Below are 23,846 nucleotides of genomic sequence, written 5' to 3'. Positions count from 1 at the left end.
TTTTTTTCATAGATTTGGATTTGGTTAACAAAGCTGATTAAGGGGAAAGGGCAGAGAAATCTGCCCTTTTTTTTATGCCTAATAAATGACAAAATGCAATACATCATTGTCAAATTCATTGAAGTTTATGCCCTAATAAGCATGAGCCACCATGTATCTGTTTACAAATCGAGTTTAACAGCCACGATTCTGCCCAGTGCCTCCAATTTGAAATCTTTATTTTGAATTCCGCAATTTTATTAATATCTTTTCAGAACCATAACAATCAATCAACACAAGGGTTAAACCGCTTATTTCACCGCATCGGCAAGGGAAATACACGGAAAACTCCTTCCAGACACGAAACACAAACCACAAACACATGAATAACCTGTTTTTAAAATACATGCGCGAGCGGTCTGAGAAAAGTGATCCCATATCGCACCATGCTACCATTGCGCATACAAAACCCATCATCACCATAAGCCGTGAATACGGCTGTCCGGGCGACCGCATTGCCGAAATGCTGGCCGAAACACTCTCAAAAAAGAACCACCTCAATGGAGGAATGGACGAATGGAAATGGATAAGCAAAGAAATCCTTGATGATTCAGCCCACAAACTAAAAATGACCCCTTCATTGGTCAACGAAATCGCACATAAAAAAGAACGTGGTTTTTTTGACAATTTGGCTCTTTTCTTCTCGGATGAATATTATCCCACCGACGGTAAGGTGCAAAACACCATCGCCGGAATGATTCATAAAACAGCAGAACAAGGCAATGTGGTCATTTTGGGACGAGCGGCTGAAATCATCACACAAAACTTTGTAAATGCGGTTCACATTAAATTATTTGCCCCGGTAGAATGGCGAAATGAAATTGTGAGCATTAACGAGAACGTAAGCATGAGTACCGCTAAAAAGATTTGTGCGGACAATGACCGTCAACGGGAATCGTTCCGTAACTATTTCAGAGGCGACAGAGATCCCTTGAGCTTTTACGATTTGACATTTAACTGCAAAACGCTTTCGGACGAAGAAGTCATTGAAATGATTCTCATCCTGGCTGAATCAAGAGGTTTTGTATAAAATTAAACTTCACGACGACACAGCGCCCCGTTTGGTTCATCCCCAAACGGGGCGTTGCGCATAAGGTCGTTGACCCGATTACGACTGAAAATGTCGGATGAGTCCCTGGCATGCATCTTCGAGCAAATCGAGAACAAGCTCAAAGCCATCGGGGCCCCCGTAATAAGGATCAGGAACACGATCAACACCAGGCATCGTGGAAAAATCGGTCATTTTCACAAGCTTTTTAAGTCCCTCGGCATGAGGTGCTTTCTGAGCCAAATCACGCATATTTTGATCATCCATCCCAATAATGACATCAAATTCATCAAAATCGGCAGGCACAATAGGGCGACTAATACTGGTAAGATGATAGCCGCGCTTACGTGCATGAGCCATCATTCGGGTATCGGCCGGCTCACCTTGATGAACATTGAGAATCCCGGCTGAGTCGATGGTGAAAAATTCGGATAAACCGGCTTGATCAACCATCGCTTTCATCACCCCCTCAGCACTTGGAGAACGACAAATATTCCCCAAACAAACAAATAAAATCTTTTTCTTCTCCATCCCTCATTTTTTTAACAGCGCAAAAATAAAAATAAAGCCCTCTGTTTACAAGCATGTAAACAGAAGGCCTCCTATATTCAGGAATTTTCAGAGAGACATTACATTTCTTTCTCGGTAAACTGCCCTAATTTGACATACTTTTGGTAAATCTGAGCATACATCTTCACATTATCAGCAATGGGTTGATATTCCTTCTCGAATCCTTTCCCCATGGCCTTTTGTGCATCTTCTACTTTGGGATAAACACCTGCAACCACAGCAGCAAACATGGCAGCACCAAAGGCACAGGTCTGCTCAGTACGAGCCACTTTAATAGGCATGTTCAACACATCAGCCAGGGTTTGCATTACAAAAGGCGATTTTTTGGCCACACCACCTAAGCCAATGACACCTTCAATTTTTACCCCCTCACGGGCAAAACGATCAACGATGGCTTTGGATCCAAATGCAGTGGCTTCAACCAGAGCCCGAAAAATACGGGGAGCTGTAGAACCCAATTTCAAGCCGGCAATAGCCCCGGTCACCTCCTGGCTGGCATCAGGCGTCCGCCGGCCGTTCATCCAATCAACGGCAATGATGGTCGATTCTTCAACAGGAATCTTCATGGCCTCGATTGACAACTGAGGAATGATTTGATCCATCACCTCATCAACCAGTTTAGCCCGTGTTTCGGCATCCACAACACTTGTCTTAGCAAGGATATTCTCAACCGGCCAAGCCACCACACGCTTGAACCAAGCATAGATATCACCAAAAGCCGATTGGCCGGCCTCGAGCCCAACATAGCCGGGAACCACAGAACCATCAACCTGACCACAAATGCCTGCAATCAGCTTATCGCCAATTTCTTCATAAGGAGCGATCATAATATCGCAAGTGGATGTACCGATGGCACGAGCCAACACATTGGGAGTCACCTCGCCACCCACAGCCCCCATGTGGCAATCAAACGCACCGACCCCTACAGCAACGTTGGTGGTTAAGCCAAGGCGTTGAGCCCATTCAGGTGTCAGATTACCAACTTTCGCATCACTGGTATAAGTATCTCGGAACAAACGGTCGCGATAACCTTTCAGTAACGGATCGAGGGTGGTAAGGAAATCCTCATCGGGCAAACCGCCCCAGCTCTCGAGCCACATGGCTTTGTGTCCGGCCGAGCAACGACTGCGAACCACCTCAAGAGGCTTCTGTTTGCCGGTAATGAGAGCCGGCATCCAGTCGCAATGTTCAATCCAGGAATAAGCAGCCTTACGCACAGCTTCATCCTCACGCAATACATGCAGAACCTTGGCCCACACCCATTCCGAAGAGTAAATACCCCCTTCATAGGCAGTATAGTCAATCTTCCACTTGCGAGCCAACTCATTAATCTCAGCAGCCTCTTTCACAGCCGTGTGGTCTTTCCAAAGCACAAACATGGCATTGGGGTTTTGCTCAAAACCGGGCAATAAGGCCAATGGGATACCTTCTTCGTTAACGAAAACAGGTGTACTACCGGTGGTATCAAACGACATTCCCACCACGTTTTCGGCCACACCAGGGCCAGCTTTAGCAAGAGAGTCTTTGACAATAAATTCCATCACCTCGACATAATCCAAGGGATGTTGACGATATTGATCCTTAACGGCATCGCAATATTTACCCTCAATCCAGCGGGGGTAATACTTAACAGCCGAAGCCACTTCCTGACCGGTAAAAGCATTCACAATCACAGCACGAGCAGAGTCGGAGCCGTAATCCAAACCAATTACATATTTATCTTGAGCCATCTTTTCAATTTTTATATTTCAATTTTACAATTATTTCTGACCGTAATAGGCATTTTGACCATGCTTTCGTTCGAAATGCTTGGTCACCAAATGAGGATTCATCGTCATTGCCGGATTGAGCATTTTCGACATGCAGGTCATCTTAGCAACCTGTTCAATCACCACACTGTTGTGAACAGCATCGTGAGCATCTTTGCCCCAGGTAAAAGGAGCATGATTTTTCACCAACACACCGGGAATGTGTACCGGATTTAATCCGCGAGATTGAAATGTATCAATAATAACAGAGCCGGTTTCTTTTTCATAAGCACCTTTCACCTCAGCTTCGGTCATATCGCGAGTACAAGGGATGGTATTGGCAAAATAATCGGCATGAGTCGTTCCAACAATAGGCAAGTCAAGCCCAGCCTGCGCCCATGCCGTTGCAAAGGTTGAATGTGTGTGGACAATCCCTCCAATTTCGGGAAAAGATTTGTAAAGTTCAAGATGTGTTGGCGTATCAGACGATGGGCGGAGATTACCTTCAACCACATTGCCATCTAAATCGACCACCACCATCTGCGAGGGGTTCATGCCATCATATGCAACCCCACTGGGTTTAATGACCACCAAACCACTCTGACGATCAATGGCGCTGACATTTCCCCAGGTAAATATGACCAATCCATAGGTAACCAGGTCAAGGTTGGCCTGACACACTTCGGCTTTTAAATTTTCTAACATGATAAATCCGATTAAAAAAATACAGGATAAAACAGACAATACACAGGTCGTACCACACAGAATCACAGATGGCACAACAGATATATTTTACAACAAACACAAGGGATGCAGGAGTGTAACCTCCGGGAACAATAGTAGAAATAAATCCGGTTCCTCCCCCTGAAGGCAGAGGAACCGGATCAATGAGTCTTACCAGAAATAAGCGTAAAGAGCCACAATGATCACCACGATACCCATGGCACCAATTGCGAAACCTTTATCGGTCGAAAACAACTTAGGATCGAAATCGTAAGCTTTGTCATCCTGGGTATGAGCATTGGCATTGGTGTACATGATAATGGACACAAAAGCCAGCAGGAACGTCAACATGAAAATAGAGTGGAAACCGATATGGAGCAAGCCACAACCAAAAAGGTTGGTACCCCAAATCAGACCTGCCACAAAAGTAATGGCAGCCAAAACACCTGACACCAAACCTGCTTTTTGAAGCATAGAGCGATTCTCAGCTGAAAGAATTGCAGCCTTGGTTTTGTGCTTGTCGGTCAACACCAATACCACTGCCAGTGTAATCAGCAGCATACACACATATCCCATTCTGATAATGAATGGCAAATCGGGCAACGCCACTTTCATGGCAATACCGGCAGGAATGGTGGCAATGGTCGTCCACAAAGCAGCACGGTTTGTGGCACGTTTCCACAAAATACCCATACCGAACACCACCACGACACCGGGATAGATAAAGCCGGTATATTCCTGAATGTATTGGAACGCCTGATCCAGACCGCCTAAAAGTGGTTTGGCAGAAACCATGGCAATAATTAAAGCAACAAATGCAGCCACACGACCTACAAACACCAACTTCTTATCGTCAGCATTCTTATTAATGAGATCCTTATAAATATCGAGAGTAAAAATGGTCGAAGTTGAGTTGAGCATAGACGCCAAAGACGACACCACTGCAGCAACAAGGGCAGCAAAAGCCAAACCGCGAATACCTGCAGGCGCAAAGTTACGCAGCAACCACGGATAAGCCTGATCGGGCTTATCAATAGATCCCTGCAATCCATGCAAAGTCGATTGTAACTCGGGATGGGTAAACATCACATAGGCAGTAATACCGGGAATGATCACGATCAACGGAATTAGAATCTTCAAATAACCCGCGAAGATCAAACCACGCTTGGCCTCAGCCAAACTCTTAGCAGCCAAACCTTTTTGAATAATATATTGGTTAAAACCCCAATAACCGATGTTGGTCAACCACATGGCCCCGAAAATAACAGCCATACCGGGAAGGTTGTTAAAAATAGAAGGGCTCACGTTTTCATCAATAATCATATTGAAGTGCAAGTCACCGGGATTTTCCTGTACTTTATTCAAGACCATCAAAAACCCATCAAGCGCAGAGCCATCAGGTCCCGAAACGGCATCCAAAGCAAAGAAAGCAGTAATCAAACCGCCACCCACCAGGAAAACCACCTGCAACACATCGGTCCATGCCACAGCTTTCAGACCACCATAGATAGAGTAAACACCAGCAAACACTAACAAGCCGGGAACTCCATATTCCATGGGGATTCCAAGAATTTGATCCATGGCCATGGCACCCAACCAAGCCACAGAAGTGAGGTTCACAAACACGTAAACCAACAACCAGAAAAAAGAAAAGAAGAAACTAACGCCCTTGCCATAACGTTCTTTGGCGAACTGAGGCATGGAGAAGATCTTCTTGTCGATCATTTGCGGCAGCAAATATTTAGCTACCAAAATCAGGGTAATGGCGGCAATCCACTCATAGGCAGCAATCCCCAACCCCACAGCAAATCCGGAGCCCGACATCCCGATGAAGTGTTCAGCAGAGATGTTAGCTGCAATCAAAGAGGCTCCTACAGCCCACCACGAGAGGGTTCCACCGGCCAGGAAGTAATCTTTGGCATCTTCCTGCTTACCTTCTTTCCCCCGGGATAACCATAGACCCAAACCGACAATCAAAATGGCATAGCCGATAAAGATTGTCCAGTCAAGCACTGTAAATCCGGCATTCATAAATTAATTTGATTAATAAGTGTTAGAAATAAAAAAATTAAACCTCCGGAATACTTTTATTACCGGAGGTTCAAATATACATTTATAATCCTTTATTCAAGGCGAAATAGAGGTCATTCCACTGCAATTCCTTCTTGAACTCGCGAATGGTGGTGTTATTGTCAATAATCACCAATTCGATACCAGCCATATCGGCATAGTCCTCGAGATACTCGAGCGTGAGGTCATAGGAGAAGCTGGTGTGGTGAGTTCCACCGGCCAAGATCCAAGCCGCTGCGCCAATTTCGAGGTTTGGCTGAGGAATCCACAAAGCACTTGCAACAGGCAGCTTAGGCAAATCTTTCGATTTCACACAATCCACCACGTTCACAATCATACGGAAACGATTGCCCATGTCCACAATGGTCGCAGCAACGCCCTGACCGGGTTTGCTGGTAAATACCAGACGAGCGGGATCGTTTTTACCGCCAATACCCAACGGATGCACTTCGAGTTTGGGTTTGTGCTCAGCAATCAAAGGACATACTTCGAGCATGTGCGCCTGAAGGATGGTGCTCTTTTCGCCATCAAAGTTAAGGGTGTAATCCTCTAGGAATGAACAACCTTTAGGCATCCCCTGCCCCATGAACCACATGGTACGGTAAAGGGCAGCAGTTTTCCAGTCCCCTTCGGCACCGAAACCATAACCTTCGGCCATCAGACGCTGTGAAGCCAAACCGGGAAGCTGATCCACACCTTCCAAATCATCAAAGTTGGTTGTAAAAGCCTTGGCACCTTTTTCCTCGAGGAAACGACGCAACCCGATTTCAATGCGAGCAGCATTCACCACTTGCGCACGATCTTTGCCACCTTCTTTACAGTTAGCCGCAAAATCGTATGATGCTTCGTATTCTTTCACCAACGCAGCCACATCAGCATCGCTCACACCATCGGCAATTTTCACCAATTTAGCAATGGGATAGTAATCGACATGATATCCCAAACGCATTTCAGCTTCAACTTTGTCGCCATCGGTCACAGCCACATTGTTCATTTGATCACCAAATCGAATGATGCGCATGTCGCGAGAATCGGCCCAACCGGCAGACACACGCATCCACACAGCAATTTTCGCCTGTGCCTGCGAATCCTGCCAGTGCCCAACAACCACTTTGCGGTTTTTGCGCATGCGTGACACAATATGACCAAATTCACGGTCACCGTGAGCAGACTGATTCAGGTTCATGAAATCCATGTCGATTTTATCCCATGGAATCTCCTTATTGAATTGAGTGTGGAAATGCAACAAAGGCTTGTTCAATTCCTGCAAGCCGCGAATCCACATTTTGGCAGGTGAAAAAGTGTGCATCCAGGTGATCACCCCGATACATTTATCATCGTTATTAGCTGCTTTAAAAGCAGCAGTTACTTCTTTGGCGGAGTTAACGGTGCCTTTGTAAACAACTTTTACAGGCAGGTTACCCGAAGCGTTAAGGCCGGCCACCATTTCATTAGAGTGACTATCGACAGCCACCACTGCGTCACCACCATAAAGAAGTTGGGCTCCGGTAATGAACCATACTTCAAACTGATCAAAGAATCCTTTTTTCATCGTCTTCGAATATTAAATGATTTCATTTTTATTAAAACTCTCAATATGTCGCATCGTACGTCATTCATTTTTATTGGCGGTTGCTATTTTTTGGTGATACATTTAGAAGTCGCTACACAAAAGAACCACCACTAAATTTCCACAACAGCCCAAAACACTAATATTCCAACCACCTACTTACTACCAGTTTATTCGAGCTCACCAACATCAGGCATCCCCAAAACAAACACATTAAAGGTAGTATTCACTTTTCTAAATGTCAAATTTTTTTAGCAAAACTTCACCATTCTTTCCACTTTTTTATCTCCAGCATCTTTAACAAATCGATAATAAAAAGCACCTTTTTTAGATTCGGTGGTATTTTTAACGTTTAAGCGCTCCAACACATCCAATGAAAGAGCCTTTTTACGAAAATTACCAGGATCAAAGGGGCGTTGAAAAATGGCCTCATAAAGATTACGCAACTGCATGAGGGTGAACATATCGGGCAACAATTCACGACCAATCAACTCATTGGCGGCACGTTGCTGCAAAAAGTCCAAAGCCTTTTCAACAATTTCAAGATGATCAAACACCATGGCCGGGAGCTTGGTAACCGGCCACCAATGCGCACCATTTTCACGCACTAAATCTTTATCGTGCTTATCAATCCGAATCAATGCCACAAAAGTCATACTAATAACCCTTGCACCGGGATCGCGATCGGGCTTAGAAAAAGCAGCCACCTGCTCCAAAAAGATATCACGCAAGCCGGTGGTTTGCAATAATACGCGAAAAGCAGCCTGTTCAAGCGACTCGTCCTCCTGAACAAACCCACCCATTAACGACCATTTACCAATAGAAGGTTCAAATCCACGCGGATACAAAAGCAATTTAATCTCCCCTTCTTCATAACCAAAAATGGCACAGTCTACGGCCACGTAATGTTTAGGATATTGCTTATAACTCTGCGACAACATTTGAAGAGCCTGTTCAGAAGTCATGATTAATACTTGATTTTATTTCTCTAACGAATTGGGTTAACGAAGTTCATCGAAATCCATTCACAATCATTTGGATTTCATCACAAAATTATAAAAGTATTTGATACCTGTATTCAATTCTGATTCTTTTTTTTCAATCCCGTGAAAAATAACGCTTATAATTCTATCTATAAACATATTACCAACTACAATCAGATAGAAAACACGCAAAGAATAATGTGAATAACAAACTTTAAAAAAAAATGCCTCACCATAAGGCAAGGCATCATATAAGGAAGAAAAATAATATTTTAACGCTCAGCCATGGATCGTTCGATGCCCATCTCCAGCCCGGCCAATTCAGCCAAGCCTTTCAATCGCCCAATCAATGGATATCCGGGATTAGACTGTCGATTCCAATCATCGAGCATCTTGACCCCATGATCGGGACGAACAGGCATGCGCACATCTTTACGCCCCTCGCGAATGCGGCGCTGTTGCTCTTGCAGCAAGGCTTTCATCACGGCGTACATATCCACACAACCGTGAATGTGACCATACTCATGAAAACAACCATCGGGCAAAAGAACGTTATTGCGCAAATGCAAAAAATGAATGCGATGCCCCACCGATTTTACGATGTCAACCAACTTGTCGTTACTACGCACCGACAGCGAGCCGGTGCAAAAAGTCAACCCATTGGCTACAGAATCGTAAGCATTGACAATCCACTCAAAATCCTCCTGAGTACTCACAATGCGAGGCAAGCCCAACACAGGAAACGGAGGATCGTCGGGATGAATGCAGAGGTTAACACCGGCTTCTTCGGCCACAGGCACCACATCGCGTAAGAAATCGGCCAAATGCTGGCGCAATTTATTTTTATCGACGTGATGATAGCGCGAAATATAATTTAAAAATGCCTTTTTAAAATCGGGTTCAGAACCATCCACCACCCCATCGATAAAACCCTGAGTGACTACAATAATATGATAAGCCAACTGATCGGCTTGTTCGTCGGTCATCGCCTGTCGAACGGCACGTGCCTTTTCAACAATATCGGCCGGATAGTCGGCCTCAGCGCCGGGACGATTGAGAATAAAAGCGTCGAAAGCCACAAAAGTGGGGAAATCGAAATACATCACTTCACCCCCCGATGGCAGTGTGTAATGCAAATCGGTACGCACCCAATCGAGTACCGGCATAAAATTGTAACACACCGTATCAATGCCACATTTGCCCAAATTGCGCAACGACTCCTGATAATTACGAATGAGCCGGGGTCGATCATCGGACTGAATTTTAATACCTTCAGAAACAGGCAGACTTTCGACCACACTCCAGCGCATGCCATGAGCTTCGATGGCGTTTTTCACGTTCATGATTTCGTCTACCGGCCACACCTCCCCATTGGGAATGTGATGCAAGGCTGTTACCACGCCTTCAATGCCCATCTGCTTCAAATCGCTTAGTTGGATGGTATCATTAAAACCAAACCAACGCCAAGTTTTTTCCAACGCCATCTGTCACAATAATTAGTTAATTAAAAAAACAAATGCCGACACCACCGGTATCCTTCTGCATAAGGGTCCGTATGGATCGGCATTCCACACACATATTAATCAAAAAGAGAAAAATGATTACACACCACTAAATGAGCTGAAACCACCATCCACAGGAATAATGGCTCCGGTAATGAAACTGGCAGCATTGCTACACAGGAACTGCACCAAGCCATTGAGCTCACTAATATCACCAAAGCGTTTCATGGGTGTTTTGGCGATTACTTTTTTGCTGCGCTCGGTATATGATCCATCAGGATTGATGAGAATGGCACGGTTTTGATCACCGATAAAAAAACCGGGAGCAATGGCATTGACACGAATTTTATCGCCAAACTTCATTGCCATTTCCATGGCCATCCACTGAGTAAAGATGTTTACACCTGTTTTAGCCACTGAATAACCCATCACACGGGTAATGGCCGAATATGTAGCCATGGATGAAATGTTGATAATGCTGCCCTCTTTGCTATTGGCCATGGCCTCGCCAAACACCAACGATGGAAACACAGTCCCATTGAGGTTCAGGTCGGTCACCTTGGTATAGTCTTCAATCTTCATATCAAAAATGGTCTGCTCTTCGGTCAGTGTCGCACCGGGAAGGTTACCACCGGCAACGTTCACCAGAATATCAATGCGCCCCCATTTGGCCACAATTTTATCGCGCACCAAACGCAAGCTCTCCATATCAAGCACATTACAAACCAAGCCGTCCACGTCACCCAAATGCTTCACTTCGGCAATACGGGTATCCAACACTTCCTGACGGATATCCAACATCATCACCTTCACACCGGCTTCGAGCAAACTGCGTGAAATACTGCTTCCCAAAACGCCACCCCCTCCGGTCACCACAGCTATTTTACCGCTGATATCAAACATTGACTGATTCATTGTTTATAATTAAAAAGATGAAACTTAATTAAGTGATACAAATTTATCCGAATTGAAAGAACCATTCAAGTATATTTTTTGCCTGTAATTGTACTATTTTTGCAACTCCATCAAATCGTTTCAACGCATTACTCGTAAGCCATGCCACATCGAACCACCAAACCCCTGCCACAAAGCATCATGCATGAGCAAGTGAATCTTCCCGGGGGGAGTCCCATTCGGGTGAAATGGAACCACTTTCCACACTTCACATTCCCCTGGCATTTCCACAGTGAATATGAAATTCTATACGTGATAAAAAGTTACGGCAAACGGTTTGTTGCCGACAGCGTAGAATCGTTTAACGAAGGCGATTTGGTGTTGCTGGGGAGCCAGGTGCCCCATTACTGGAAAAACGACGATGCTTTTTTTAATGGCGACCCGGCACTGCATGTGCAAGCAGTGGTGATTCAATTCTCGTCAGATTTTATGGATCAGGCCATGGCCAACTATCCTGAACTAAACCACATTAAGGAGCTTCTGAACCGGGCATCACAGGGCATACACTTTCCGGCTCCCGAAAACAGAAGCATTGGAGAACACATTCTCTCGCTTAAAAACAAAGATGGCTTTGAACGCTTCATGACATTGCTGCAAATCCTCAACGCCATGGCTCATACCCCCACTTCACACACGTTGGGCAGCCCCGGATTTCAGAAAAAAATGCCCAATGTAAAAGATCAACGATTGAGCAAAATACTCAACTACATCAACCTGAATTACACCGATTCCCTGACCCTGCCACAATTGGCCACCCAATTTGGCATGAATGCATCGGCTTTCAGCAGATATTTTAAGGAAAAAACGGCCAAGTCACCCATCGAGTACATTAACGAAATGCGCATTTACTACGCCTGTAAACTACTGCAAAACACCCGACAATCCATTTCACAAATCGGTTATGAATGTGGCTTTAACAACATTTCAAATTTCAATCGCATATTCAAAACACAACTCGGCATGTCACCATCGGAGTACCAAAAACAATTTCTACACCCTTAAAAGCCATCAAAAACGCGGACTCTTTTCATTGGGAAACCGCTCGCGATACTCCTCCCAAAAGTGACGAATTTCATCTTTCACTTCGCGATGCAACATCAACATCCCTAACAAATTGGGCAACGTCATTAAAGCGACGGTTACGCCTGAAAAAATCCACACCAGCGTGGTATCGACCATGGATGCCAAGAAAAAACCAATCACATAAATTACCGAATACCACTTGACCACTTTGCTCCCAAACAAAAAAGTGATAGCCCGACTACCATAATAGGACCATGAAATAGCAGTGGAAAAAGCAAAGAGCAACAACCCAATGCTCACAATATATTTCCCCCAATCGCCCAGCCAACTGCGCGAAAAGGCAGCATTGGTCAAAGGCGCACTTTGCAACAAGGAACGCCCTGACACCGTCACGCCAACAGGCAATGACACATGCCCCTGATCAACCATCATCTGGCCACTGAATGGCTGCTTGTTTTTATTGAAAATCACCGATTCGGCCACCGAACGATTGTGCAACAAAGTCACCTCCCCCATCAATTTACCATCAGAGATTTGCAAAGAGCCGCTATAATTCAAATGAGGCGACTGTCCGAACAAATAAGCATTGAGCATGGCCACATCGTCAGATTCCCGATCGCTAAAATGTCCGGCCAAAACGCGAATATCGGACTGCTGAAAACGATTGTCGAACTTATCATTCCAAGCACCACTCGATAAAATGGCCAATCCGGTAAGCGAACAGATTATTATGGTATCGATAAACGGCTCGAGCAAGGCCACCAACCCCTCCGACACGGGCTCGTGCGCCCTGGCTGCAGCATGCGCAATGGGCGCAGATCCTTGACCTGCCTCATTGGAAAAAAGCCCCCGATTGACACCCCGATTGATGGCAAAAGCCATTGAGGCACCTAAAAAGCCGCCCATAGCGCTACTTCCGGAGAAGAAACCGGCACCTACCTGTATCAACGACGGAATGATGTTTTGATAATTATACGCGATCACCAAAAAGGCACCAATAAAATAAATCACGGCCATCACAGGTACCAACGCAGATGCAACAACAGCAATGCGCTTTATTCCCCCGACGATAATCACGCCCAACAACAAGGACAGCACCACCCCCGTCACAACAGAAGGGATGCCCCAGCTGTCGAGCAATGCATTAGAGATGCTGTTCATTTGAGGCAAACTACCTGTCCCAAACGAAGTAAAAACAGTCGCAATGGCAAAAACAACAGCCAACCAGGCACCGGTTTTGACCATTTTCCCCGAGGGCAATGTCAAATTGAGTCGTTTGGTCATATAATACATCGGCCCCCCCGACACGGTTCCATCAGGGCCAAACTCACGATACTTGTGCGACAAAGTAACCTCCACCATTTTGGTGGTCATCCCAATGAAGGCAGTCACCAACATCCACAAGAGAGCCGCCGGGCCGCCCAAATGCAGCGCCAATGCCACTCCGGCAATATTGCCTGTGCCCACGGTTCCCGACAAAGCAGTGGCCAAAGCCTGAAAATGAGAGGTGTCGCCTTTATCCTCTTTACGGTCAAACTTGCCGCGCAAGATCAATATGCTGTACTTAAAAAACCGAATCTGCGGAAAAACCAAATAGATTGAAAAGAACAACCCGGCACCCAACAACACATACACAAACCAACTGCTGCTACCCAGAAACTGGTCGATACTCAATAAAATATCACGAAAAAGATGCATCACAAACCATTAAAAGAATTATCGGCTTTAAATATAGACAATCGCCCGCAATCAGCGTAAACGACCGACACTTTAAACCTTCAAAGAACAAAAAAGATTACAAAATGAAAAAATAATCATCCATAAAAAGACAAATTAAAAGCACCCTTAAGTCAAGAAACACAAAAAAATGAAACAACATTAAAAAACAGCTGTTTTGAATAAAATACGAAAAATGGGCACGCATTTTTTGGTGAAGTTCTATATTTGCAAAAAATTTACAAAAAACCTATGGGACGCGCATTTGAATATAGAAAAGCCCGCAAAATGAAACGTTGGGGCAACATGGCCAAAACATTTACCAAAATTGGCCGCGAAATCATCATTTGTGTTAAAGAAGCGGGCCCCGATCCGCAATCCAACTCACGCCTTCGGGTGCTGATGCAAAACGCCAAAGCGGCCAACATGCCCAAGGAGAACGTGGAACGAGCCATCAAAAAAGCCACCTCGAAGGACATGGAGAACTACTCCGAAGTGGTGTATGAAGGCTACGGCCCCTTTGGCATTGCCATAATTGTAGAAACAGCCACCGACAATCCCACCCGCACCGTGGCCAACGTGCGCAGCTATTTCAATAAATTTGGCGGTTCGCTGGGAACTTCGGGCTGCGTGGAATACATGTTTGAACACAAATGCATGTTCAAAACCAAAATGAAAGACGGCATCGATCTGGAAGAATTAGAACTGGAAATGATTGACCTGGGCGTGCAGGAAATTTTTGCCGAAGAGGACGAAATGATTGTTTATGGAGGCTTTGAAAGCTATGGCGCCATTCAGAAATATCTTGAAGAAAACGGCTTTGAAATCACCACTGCCGAATTTGAACGAATCCCCGGCGACACCAAAGAATTGAATGCCGAGCAGGTTGAAAAAATTGAAAAACTGCTTGAACGATTCGAAGAAGATGACGATGTAACCAACGTCTTCCACAACATGAAAATTGATTGACAGGAGGCTCATAAAACCCATACAAACACACCCTGAAAGCTTTCAGCGGTGTGTTTTTTATTTGAAGGCGTAAACAATTTCACGCTTTCCTTTCTTTAGGCGACTCCCCACCTTTGTAAAACCGGCTTTCTCGGCCAACCGAATGGATGCGGCATTGCCGGGATCAATCACCAAACGCAACACCGCACGAACCGATGCCTGTTGCTGCGACACAAACTGACGAACTGCGGCCAACGCATACCCCCGCCCATGAAAACGCGGGTTAAAATGATATCCCAAATAACAATATTTACGTCGCCGATCGACTGTTAAAACACCCATAAGATAATCATCACCGGGCAACGACACAGCATACTCACGATTGAGTGAACCAGACTCATAATGAGAAATCCGCAACATATCGGCATCCAATTCCTCAAGCCCAATGGGCGCAAAATCATCGTAACGAGCCACCTCCGGATTGCTGTATAACTCATAATACCCCATTCGATCGGCGGGCAAAATATCCCGAATCACCACTCTCGGCTCCTGAAAATGCATAAATATTTATTTTTGCGGAAAAATACAACCATTTTTAAGACATCCATCCCCCCTTCCAAAAATACAATGAAAGTGACAATGAATGACCCTTTAAAGGTCAACAATTTATTTTTAATAAATATAAATAACAAACTTCAGCCCTAATTGCAATGTAGAAGTTACAGAACAATGGTTTGTAATTATATCTTTGTGTTACAAAATTGGTTCAATAGAGATGCAGACATTTTTTAATACACACAGATATCTGCTTGAACACCTTGATGTTCCCATCCACCGGGAGTTAAAAGACCAAATCGACTGGTCGCACCGTCTTATTGGCATCAAAGGAGCTCGAGGCGTGGGAAAAACAACATTCCTGCTCGACTATGCCAAATCGACTTACGGACTCGATCGCAACTGTCTATATATCAACCTAAACAACCTTTACTTCACCGAGCGTTCCCTGATCTCGTTTGCCGATGAATTTCGCAAAACCGGCGGTAAGACCCTCATCCTCGACCAAGTGTATAAATATCCAAATTGGTCGGAAGAATTGAGACGTTGTTACGATGAGTTCAACGATTTGCAAATCGTATTCAGCGGTTCATCGGTCATGCGCCTCAAGGAAGAAAACCCCGAACTCAGTGGCAAAGTCAAAGCATATCAGCTCAATGGATTTTCGTTTCGTGAATACCTCAATTATAAGGCAGGCACCAATTTCCACAGCGTCACCCTCAGTGACATCCTGAGCCATCATCGCGACATTGCCCGTGAAATTATTGACAAAGTAAAGCCACTGGCCTACTTTAACGACTATCTCAACCACGGTTACTACCCTTTCTTTTTGGAGAAACGTAACTTTTTTGAGAACCTGGTCAAAACCATCAATTTGGGCTTGGAAATTGACATCAGTTATTTGCAACAAGTTGAGTTGAAATATCTTCCCAAATTGCGTAAATTGCTCTACCTGGTTGGGGTGTCAGCACCGTTTCAGCCCAATGTAAGCAAGCTCAGCAGCGAAATTGACACCTCACGAGCCACAGTGATGAACTACCTGAAATACCTGCGCCAGGGAAAACTCATCAATCTGTTGTACGAGGGCGAAGAAGACCCCATGAAAAAGCCATCCATGGTGTACATGCACAACCCGAACCTGGTGTTCTCGGTTTTGCATGGCGACATCGACCCGGGCATCCTTCATAAAACATTCTTCTTCAACCAAGTGGGATACCAACACAATGTGAGCGCCAGTAAAAACCACGATTTCCTGGTCAACAACGAAATGGCCTTCTGCATCGACGCCAAACCAAACAACGGAAGCGATACAGATACGATTTACGCACGAGACATGATTGAAATCGGGCAGGACAATGAAATCCCGCTGTGGTTATTCGGGTTTCTATATTAATTCACGACAAATTTAATTTGTACCAATATTTTCATTCAATAACACTTAGGAGAATTAACAATGGCTAAAGAAAAAAAGTTTGTGACCTGTGACGGTAATCAAGCTGCCGCCCACATCGCTTACATGTTTAGCGAAGTGGCTGCAATTTACCCAATCACACCATCATCGACGATGGCAGAGTACGTTGATGAATGGGCTGCAAGTGGAAGAAAAAACATTTTTGGCGAGACTGTAAAGGTTGAAGAAATGCAATCAGAAGCAGGTGCTGCCGGTGCAATGCACGGTGCCCTTCAGGCTGGTACACTTTGTAATACATTTACGGCGTCTCAAGGTTTACTATTGATGATCCCCAACATGTATAAAGTTGCCGGTGAGTTACTTCCCGGCGTTTATCATGTTTCGGCTCGTGCATTAGCCTCTCATGCACTCTCAATCTTTGGCGACCACCAGGATGTGATGGCGGTACGTCAAACCGGATGCGCCATGTTTGCAACCGGCTCGGTACAAGAAGTAATGGATTTAGCAGCCGTTGCTCACCTGGCATCGCTGAAATCGCGTGTACCTTTTGTACACTTCTTCGACGGATTCCGGACTTCGCATGAGATTCAAAAAATCGAATCATTAGAAATGGGCGACTTAGCTCCTCTGGTAGATCAAGATTCGTTGAAAGCCTTCCGCGACCGTGCACTCAGCCCTGAGAATCCGGTAGCCCGCGGGATGGCGCAAAACCCCGATATCTATTTCCAGGCTCGCGAAGCTTGTAACCCATACTATGACAAAGTTGTTGAGACAGTAGAACACTACGTCAACGAAATCAACAAACTCACCGGTCGTAAATATGGTTTGTTTGATTACTATGGTGCTGAAGATGCTGAACGCGTAATCATCGCCATGGGATCGGGCTGTGAAGCAATCAAAGAAGCCATTGACGAAATGGTTTCAAAAGGAGAAAAAGTAGGTATGGTTGCCGTCCACCTGTATCGTCCATTCTCGGCGAAACATTTCCTGTCGGCAGTACCCAAAACCGCAAAACGAATTGCCGTTCTCGACCGCACCAAAGAACCCGGTGCCACCGGTGAACCATTGTATTTGGATGTAAAAGATACATTCTATGGTAAACCCAACGCACCCATCATCGTCGGTGGCCGTTATGGTTTATCATCTAAGGACTTTACGCCTTCTCAGGCCATCGCCATTTACGACAACCTGGCATTACCAGAACCTAAAAACGGATTTACAGTAGGTATCGTTGATGACGTGACCTTTACATCACTTCCGTTGAAACCTGAAATTGAATTGGCCAACGGTCCATTCGAAGCAAAATTCTATGGATTGGGTGCTGACGGTACTGTAGGTGCGAACAAAAACTCCATCAAAATCATTGGTGACAACACGGATAAATATTGTCAGGCATACTTTGCGTATGACTCCAAAAAATCGGGTGGTTTCACTTGTTCTCACCTCCGCTTTGGTGACAACCCCATCCGTTCGACCTATTTGGTAAACACCCCCAACTTTGTGGCATGTCACGTTCAGGCATATTTGAACTTGTATGATGTGACCAGAGGTTTGAAAAAGAACGGTACTTTCTTATTGAACACTGTTTGGTCGGTAGATGAAGTTAAGAAAAACCTTCCCAACAACGTGAAGGCATACTTAGCGAAAAACAACATCAGCCTTTACATCATCAATGCAACCGAAATTGCTATTGAAATTGGCTTAGGTAACCGCACCAACACCATTCTTCAATCAGCATTCTTCAAAATCACAGGAGTCATTCCTTACGAATTGGCTGTTGAACAAATGAAGAAGTTTATCGTAAAATCTTACGGTAAAAAAGGGGAGAAAATCATCAACATGAACTACGCTGCTGTCGACAGAGGTGGTGATGTTGTTAAAGTTGATGTTCCTGCAGAATGGGCAAGCGTTAGCGGTTCATTGGAATACCCAACCACAGGCACTGAATTCGTTAACAAAGTGGTTCGTCCGATTAACGCACAAGTAGGTGACGATCTTCCAGTTTCTGCATTCAAAGGACGTGAAGATGGTACTTGGGATCAAGGAACATCAAAATTTGAAAAACGTGGTGTTGCATCAAGAGTTCCAGTTTGGATTCCTGAAAACTGTATTCAGTGTAACCAATGTGCTTATGTATGTCCTCACGCTGCTATTCGTCCTTTTGTATTAGACGAAAAAGAAATTGCAGGATTCAAAGGAGCAACTATCGAAATGAAAGCTCCTGCTGCAATGAAAGGAATGTATTTCCGCATGCAAGTTGATGTTCTTGACTGTATGGATTGTGGTAACTGTGCTGATGTATGTCCAGGAAATAAAACTGGAAAAGCATTAGAAATGGTGCCTATTGCACAAGAACTTCCAAACCAGGAAAACTGGGATTATTGCGTAGAAAACGTAAGTTCAAAACAAGACTTAGTAGATATTCAAACTAATGTAAAGAACTCACAGTTCGCAACGCCATTGTTTGAGTTCTCAGGCGCTTGTTCCGGTTGTGGTGAAACCCCTTATATAAAGTTGATTTCTCAGTTGTTTGGTGATCGTCAAATGGTTGCCAATGCCACCGGATGTACTTCGATTTACTCGGGTTCAGCTCCTTCAACGCCATACACCATGAACGAAAAAGGTCATGGTCCGGCTTGGGCGAACTCATTGTTCGAAGACAATGCTGAGTATGGATTGGGGATGGCCATTGCCACCGAAAAAATGCGTGACCGCGTAGAGCGTTTAATGAAAGAAGGCTTAGAGTCGGATTGCTGTTCGGCAGAAATGAAAGCACTGTTTACTGAATGGATCGCAAACCGTAAGAATGGTGAGATTACCAAAGAAATCTCACGCAAACTTTCGCCCATGATCGAAGCTTGCAGCTGCGACATTTGTAAAGAATTGGCCAAAGTAAAACAATATATCACCAAACGATCTCAATGGATCATTGGTGGTGACGGATGGGCTTATGACATCGGTTACGGCGGTCTTGACCACGTGTTGGCTTCGGGACAAGATGTGAACATCCTGGTGGTTGATACCGAGGTTTATTCAAACACCGGTGGTCAGGCATCTAAATCGACTCCGGTGGGTGCTGTTGCAAAATTTGCTGCCTCAGGTAAGAAAATCCGCAAGAAAGACCTTGGATTAATGGCGGCTTCTTATGGTTACGTTTATGTGGCTCAAATTGCAATGGGTGCCAGCCAGGCTCAAACATTCAAAGCAATTCGTGAGGCTGAAGCATTTGATGGTCCATCAATCATCATCGCTTATGCACCATGTATCAACCACGGTTTGACAGCCGGAATGGGCAAAGCACAAACGGAACAGCAAAGAGCTGTGGAGTGTGGTTATTTCCACCTGTGGAGATACAACCCTGCTTTAGAAGCTGAAGGCAAAAACCCATTCCAATTGGATTCCAAGGAGCCGGATTGGTCTAAATTCCAAGACTTCTTGAAAGGTGAAATCCGTTATACTTCATTGATGAAACAATTCCCTGCCGAAGCAGAAGAATTATTTAAAGTGGCTGAAGAAAACGCCAAATGGCGTTACAAAGGCTACGTTCGTCAGTCTAAAATGGAATACTAAGACATAGTAATCTAAATATTAAAGGCATCCTTCTCGAAGGATGCCTTTTTTAATGCTTAAAAACTCAATGATTCATACTCTCCGCCATTGCGCAGCAAGGTCAAACAAGTCAAAAACAGCAACATTCCACCATGTACGACAAACAGTTTAGTAATCCACTTTCACACACACTTAGGTGAACATTCTCATCATGATGCACTCACAAAAAATTAAAAACCAATGGCACAGAAAGGGACAAAAAAAGCATTGACCCAAGGAGAGTGACTCTCCCGGCACCCCCAAAAAAAGAAACGCCCTGCAAGGGCAGCAAATGATGCACATGCAGGGCGAATAAAATATAAAAACGTTTGTCGGAGTCTGCGGATGCCATCCATTCAGGAGATCAAAAATCAACGGGCATTTCAGCCTGTTAGTCATCCATCCGCAACATCAGAGTTTAATCCCGATTCAGTATTTTGGCGACTACCACACGACCATCGGCATAGATGGTACGAACCATCACAACACCACGACGACGCTGATTTGCCGACAATTGAACCCCGTCGAGCGAATAATACTGAACATCGATAACTTGCGAGGTTGCTTGCTCAACCACCACAGCGTTGCCAGAACCGGCAGAATAAGTCACTTCGTTAGACAACGGACTCAAACCACCCATCTCGTTAGCTGCACGAACGGTATATTTAACACCATCAGATGTTCCCTGAGGAACAGCATAGCTATTGGTGGTGACGAATTCCTGAAACACACCATCTTTGCTTACTGCCCAGCAGAGCACGTAGTCGCTGTTATCCCAGTTAATGGTTGCACCGGAAATGGTGATGGACGGAGCCGGAACCTGCTCAGTGGCATAAGTGGGCATCCAGTTATCGCTTCCGCCCAACACGTTTTCGAGGGTATAAGAGTTGGCTTGAGATTCACTCAGCACAGGATTTAAAGTAACGGTTGTTGCATCCTTGGTGTAAGATGTACGACGAGAGCTCAAGTCAACCACACCACCCGATGCAGTCGTACTGTTATACTCGGCATACACAGATGGTACGACATTCATTGGGTCACCCCAGCCTTCTGCCGTTGGCAACTGTTTCATGGTGGTATTCAGGAAAACCGTTTGGGGAGAACCATTCCAAGGTCGACCCAATCGGTACGAACCGTTATTGATATCAAAACCATCGATGATACAATTGGAGAAAACATACCCCCAATTTGATGAAGAAGCATTGGCTGTGACACAGTTACCGCTGCGATTTTCGAGATAAATCAAACAGTCGTTAAAAAACACATCCCCACCTCCACAAATAAAGTCAACGGTACCATGAATATCACTGGTTTCAAAATAATTGCGTTTTGTACCCGAGACGTAAGTATCCTGATTGCTCAACAACTTCACATTTTTGTAAATATTGCGATCGCCCTTGTCCCACAAGGCCACAAACCGACCGGTAAAAGAACCGGAACGAAAATCCCCCTTGTTCAACAACGAAAGATCTTGCATATACACATTGGATGCAGCATCGGTGAAATAGATGGTTGCGGTACTATTGATAGACTCTTGAATTGCTTTATTATAAAGTACCACCTGCTCGGAATTTTCACCTACGTACGATACATTAGGTAACGAAATGGTGGTCATCTGATTTGCATCACCGGTATTGGCACCAATGTCATACTGACCATTGGGGAAGAAAATGTAGAATCGTTTACCGGAACTAGATGCAGCAGTCGCAGCCGCCAAGGCAGACTTAAAATCACCATCGACACCCACCACAAAATCAAATTTCTTTTTTGTCACCACCGGACGTGTCATGGTTTTAAACGAGATGGTGATGGCTTCTGTCAGCGTATTTCCGGCTAAATCAGAAACGGTGTTGGCAGGAAGTGTAAAGGAGTATTGAGTATCATAACTTAATCCTGAATAAGAAAAAGTAATGGTTTTACCCACAACAGAATGAGTCAGCACCTTACCATCAAGTGACACCGACACCCCATCAGCTATCTTCACTTTCTCATCAAAATTGAGAACGATCTTACCCGAAGCTGAAGCATTATCTTGTCCAGTAGCAGGGACGTTGCTTTGTAGCTCAGGGGCAATACCATCGTTATAAACAGTAGCCGTACCTGTTACAAAAATAGCGGCAAGTGCGGTTCCATCATTGGCCGAAACAGTCCCAACTTTACTTGAAGTATAATCAGGAATCCAACGCAAATAAACCTTAGAGGCATGATTAACATCGGCAGGCAATGAAAATGTCTGAGGATACCAAACTTTTGCGGTAGACATCTCATATGTTCCTAATGTCACGAAATTATCACCATCGAGTGAGTACTCACATTTCTGCACTGAATAAGCATTGTAATTGAAAAGCATCTCAGCAGATACTCTAATATCGGTATAACCGGTTGCCACAAAACTGATTTGATAATAATATTTGTCATCCAAGTTTTGCCAATTCACAGCAGCCCCTTTTCCTTCGTAACCACTGGCCGATACAATGGATTTATCCAACCATGTGCGAACTGTGCCATCCACATTGCGCAACACCAAAGCAGATGACTCATTATCAACTGTCGAAACAAAATCAGCCACTCGGCCTCCATTTCCCGATTTATAAAAATCCCAACCAACCAGATAATCAACGACACTATAAACAGCAGTTAAATCCACATCGTTATTCATGGTCAAAGTCAACTCATTAGAAGTCTCACCCGTTGACCAATTACTGAACGATAAAATTGAATTAGATGCCGCAGTCAATTTCACGCTGGTGCCTTCTTCGTATTTACTGATTCCATCAACCATTGTCCCTGCAGGCGAAGGTGTTACCATGTAAGATGCAGCCCCACCTGTTACCCCCAATGATAAAGAAAAGGTATTCACCGGCGTAAATACTGCAGCAAGCGACACATCACCGTTCATTGCGAACGAATAAGGATTGTCCGCTGAAACTTTCACACCGTCAGCATCGGCCCAATGAGAAAATTGATAACCAAAATTATTAGCTGCACTAACAGTCAACTCGGTTCCTTGATCAAAAGATGAACCAACAGGACTGGAAGTCACAATCCCTCCTGCCACAGGTGAAGAAACGACACCCAAAGAATATACAGGAACCTCTACAATCGTACCAACCAACTGCCCTACGATTTCGACATTTGCAACACCTACCTGCTTACCAGGATCTAATGAATAAAGATACAATTCCAAAACACCTTCACCTTGAGATGCAGACACAGGTTCCGTAATTGTAATCTCCGAATGGGTAACAATTTCATCTACATTCTCATCGAAATTATTGTCACGCCCCGGAATAATACCAGTTTGTAACACGGTTACTGTTCCATCTGAAGAACGCCACTTAACATCAAAACGTCCTCCGCCAGTACCAAATCTCATACAGTCAAACGATATGAAAGAT

16 protein-coding genes are annotated in these 23,846 nt (G+C 44.6%); 5 read left to right on the top strand and 11 right to left on the bottom strand.

Annotated elements, in window-relative coordinates; all coding sequences use genetic code 11:
- The first annotated feature begins 361 nt into the window (after window positions 1-361).
- The gene (locus LX69_RS03045) at window positions 362-1,069 is read left to right on the top strand and encodes a cytidylate kinase-like family protein (protein ID WP_111444339.1); all 708 of its coding nucleotides are present in this window, start codon (window positions 362-364) and stop codon (window positions 1,067-1,069) included.
- Between the two features lie 78 nt (window positions 1,070-1,147).
- On the opposite strand, the gene LX69_RS03040 is transcribed toward LX69_RS03045, so the two are convergent.
- The 8 genes from LX69_RS03040 to LX69_RS03005 form a co-directional block, all read right to left on the bottom strand.
- The gene (locus LX69_RS03040) at window positions 1,148-1,618 is read right to left on the bottom strand and encodes a low molecular weight protein-tyrosine-phosphatase (protein WP_111444338.1); all 471 of its coding nucleotides are present in this window, start codon (window positions 1,616-1,618) and stop codon (window positions 1,148-1,150) included.
- Between the two features lie 98 nt (window positions 1,619-1,716).
- Window positions 1,717-3,387 carry a ribulokinase gene (locus LX69_RS03035; protein WP_111444337.1) on the bottom strand — a complete coding sequence of 557 codons (1,671 nt, stop codon included), beginning with the start codon at window positions 3,385-3,387 and terminating at the stop codon, window positions 1,717-1,719.
- A 30-nt stretch (window positions 3,388-3,417) separates the two neighbouring features.
- The gene (locus tag LX69_RS03030; protein ID WP_111444336.1) at window positions 3,418-4,110 is read right to left on the bottom strand and encodes an L-ribulose-5-phosphate 4-epimerase; all 693 of its coding nucleotides are present in this window, start codon (window positions 4,108-4,110) and stop codon (window positions 3,418-3,420) included.
- A gap of 189 nt (window positions 4,111-4,299) precedes the next feature.
- Complete coding sequence (locus tag LX69_RS03025; protein WP_111444335.1) at window positions 4,300-6,159, bottom strand: sodium:solute symporter family transporter; 1,860 nt, start codon at window positions 6,157-6,159, stop codon at window positions 4,300-4,302.
- 82 nt (window positions 6,160-6,241) lie between these two features.
- Entirely contained in the window at window positions 6,242-7,750 is a 1,509-nt protein-coding gene (gene araA / locus LX69_RS03020) for an L-arabinose isomerase (RefSeq protein ID WP_111444334.1), read from the bottom strand.
- Window positions 7,751-8,019: 269 nt separating this feature from the next.
- Entirely contained in the window at window positions 8,020-8,733 is a 714-nt protein-coding gene (locus LX69_RS03015; protein ID WP_245934927.1) for an NUDIX hydrolase, read from the bottom strand.
- A 290-nt stretch (window positions 8,734-9,023) separates the two neighbouring features.
- The gene (gene uxuA, locus LX69_RS03010) at window positions 9,024-10,235 is read right to left on the bottom strand and encodes a mannonate dehydratase (protein ID WP_170124215.1); all 1,212 of its coding nucleotides are present in this window, start codon (window positions 10,233-10,235) and stop codon (window positions 9,024-9,026) included.
- A 117-nt stretch (window positions 10,236-10,352) separates the two neighbouring features.
- The gene (locus LX69_RS03005; protein ID WP_111444332.1) at window positions 10,353-11,168 is read right to left on the bottom strand and encodes an SDR family oxidoreductase; all 816 of its coding nucleotides are present in this window, start codon (window positions 11,166-11,168) and stop codon (window positions 10,353-10,355) included.
- A gap of 141 nt (window positions 11,169-11,309) precedes the next feature.
- Between LX69_RS03005 and LX69_RS03000 the strand changes: the two genes are divergently transcribed.
- On the top strand, window positions 11,310-12,209 hold the full coding sequence (locus LX69_RS03000) for an AraC family transcriptional regulator (protein ID WP_111444331.1): 900 nt from the start codon (window positions 11,310-11,312) through the stop codon (window positions 12,207-12,209).
- A gap of 6 nt (window positions 12,210-12,215) precedes the next feature.
- Here the strand turns inward: LX69_RS03000 and LX69_RS02995 are convergent, their stop codons facing one another.
- On the bottom strand, window positions 12,216-13,928 hold the full coding sequence (locus LX69_RS02995) for an alanine/glycine:cation symporter family protein (protein ID WP_111444330.1): 1,713 nt from the start codon (window positions 13,926-13,928) through the stop codon (window positions 12,216-12,218).
- Window positions 13,929-14,198: 270 nt separating this feature from the next.
- Here LX69_RS02995 and LX69_RS02990 point away from each other — a divergent pair, with 270 nt between their 5' ends.
- Window positions 14,199-14,915, top strand: coding sequence for a YebC/PmpR family DNA-binding transcriptional regulator (locus LX69_RS02990; RefSeq protein ID WP_111444329.1), 717 nt, complete (start codon window positions 14,199-14,201; stop codon window positions 14,913-14,915).
- Window positions 14,916-14,972: 57 nt separating this feature from the next.
- Here the strand turns inward: LX69_RS02990 and LX69_RS02985 are convergent, their stop codons facing one another.
- Window positions 14,973-15,455 (bottom strand): GNAT family N-acetyltransferase, encoded by a 483-nt coding sequence (locus tag LX69_RS02985; RefSeq protein WP_111444328.1) that lies wholly within the window; start codon window positions 15,453-15,455, stop codon window positions 14,973-14,975.
- A gap of 214 nt (window positions 15,456-15,669) precedes the next feature.
- Between LX69_RS02985 and LX69_RS02980 the strand changes: the two genes are divergently transcribed.
- Window positions 15,670-16,842: an ATP-binding protein gene (locus tag LX69_RS02980; RefSeq protein ID WP_111444327.1), complete on the top strand. Its 1,173-nt coding sequence runs from the start codon at window positions 15,670-15,672 to the stop codon at window positions 16,840-16,842.
- A 60-nt stretch (window positions 16,843-16,902) separates the two neighbouring features.
- On the top strand, window positions 16,903-20,430 hold the full coding sequence (nifJ, locus tag LX69_RS02975; RefSeq protein WP_111444326.1) for a pyruvate:ferredoxin (flavodoxin) oxidoreductase: 3,528 nt from the start codon (window positions 16,903-16,905) through the stop codon (window positions 20,428-20,430).
- A gap of 436 nt (window positions 20,431-20,866) precedes the next feature.
- On the opposite strand, the gene LX69_RS02970 is transcribed toward nifJ, so the two are convergent.
- Window positions 20,867-23,824: a pectinesterase family protein gene (locus LX69_RS02970; RefSeq protein ID WP_170124214.1), complete on the bottom strand. Its 2,958-nt coding sequence runs from the start codon at window positions 23,822-23,824 to the stop codon at window positions 20,867-20,869.
- Window positions 23,825-23,846: the final 22 nt, after the last annotated feature.

Source organism: Breznakibacter xylanolyticus (assembly GCF_003254275.1).
Taxonomy (GTDB): domain Bacteria; phylum Bacteroidota; class Bacteroidia; order Bacteroidales; family Marinilabiliaceae; genus Breznakibacter; species Breznakibacter xylanolyticus.
This window is presented reverse-complemented; position numbering and strand designations above follow the sequence as displayed.

Coding starts and splice junctions, on each gene's coding strand:
- LX69_RS03005 (WP_111444332.1), bottom strand. CDS start 11,168: ATGAATCAGTCAATGTTTGATATCAGCGGTAAAATAGCTGTGGTGACC.
- LX69_RS03015 (WP_245934927.1), bottom strand. CDS start 8,733: ATGACTTCTGAACAGGCTCTTCAAATGTTGTCGCAGAGTTATAAGCAA.
- nifJ (WP_111444326.1), top strand. CDS start 16,903: ATGGCTAAAGAAAAAAAGTTTGTGACCTGTGACGGTAATCAAGCTGCC.
- LX69_RS02985 (WP_111444328.1), bottom strand. CDS start 15,455: ATGCATTTTCAGGAGCCGAGAGTGGTGATTCGGGATATTTTGCCCGCC.
- araA (WP_111444334.1), bottom strand. CDS start 7,750: ATGAAAAAAGGATTCTTTGATCAGTTTGAAGTATGGTTCATTACCGGA.
- uxuA (WP_170124215.1), bottom strand. CDS start 10,235: ATGGCGTTGGAAAAAACTTGGCGTTGGTTTGGTTTTAATGATACCATC.
- LX69_RS03025 (WP_111444335.1), bottom strand. CDS start 6,159: ATGAATGCCGGATTTACAGTGCTTGACTGGACAATCTTTATCGGCTAT.
- LX69_RS03030 (WP_111444336.1), bottom strand. CDS start 4,110: ATGTTAGAAAATTTAAAAGCCGAAGTGTGTCAGGCCAACCTTGACCTG.
- LX69_RS02970 (WP_170124214.1), bottom strand. CDS start 23,824: ATGAGATTTGGTACTGGCGGAGGACGTTTTGATGTTAAGTGGCGTTCT.
- LX69_RS03045 (WP_111444339.1), top strand. CDS start 362: ATGAATAACCTGTTTTTAAAATACATGCGCGAGCGGTCTGAGAAAAGT.
- LX69_RS02980 (WP_111444327.1), top strand. CDS start 15,670: ATGCAGACATTTTTTAATACACACAGATATCTGCTTGAACACCTTGAT.
- LX69_RS03040 (WP_111444338.1), bottom strand. CDS start 1,618: ATGGAGAAGAAAAAGATTTTATTTGTTTGTTTGGGGAATATTTGTCGT.
- LX69_RS03000 (WP_111444331.1), top strand. CDS start 11,310: ATGCCACATCGAACCACCAAACCCCTGCCACAAAGCATCATGCATGAG.
- LX69_RS02990 (WP_111444329.1), top strand. CDS start 14,199: ATGGGACGCGCATTTGAATATAGAAAAGCCCGCAAAATGAAACGTTGG.
- LX69_RS02995 (WP_111444330.1), bottom strand. CDS start 13,928: ATGCATCTTTTTCGTGATATTTTATTGAGTATCGACCAGTTTCTGGGT.
- LX69_RS03035 (WP_111444337.1), bottom strand. CDS start 3,387: ATGGCTCAAGATAAATATGTAATTGGTTTGGATTACGGCTCCGACTCT.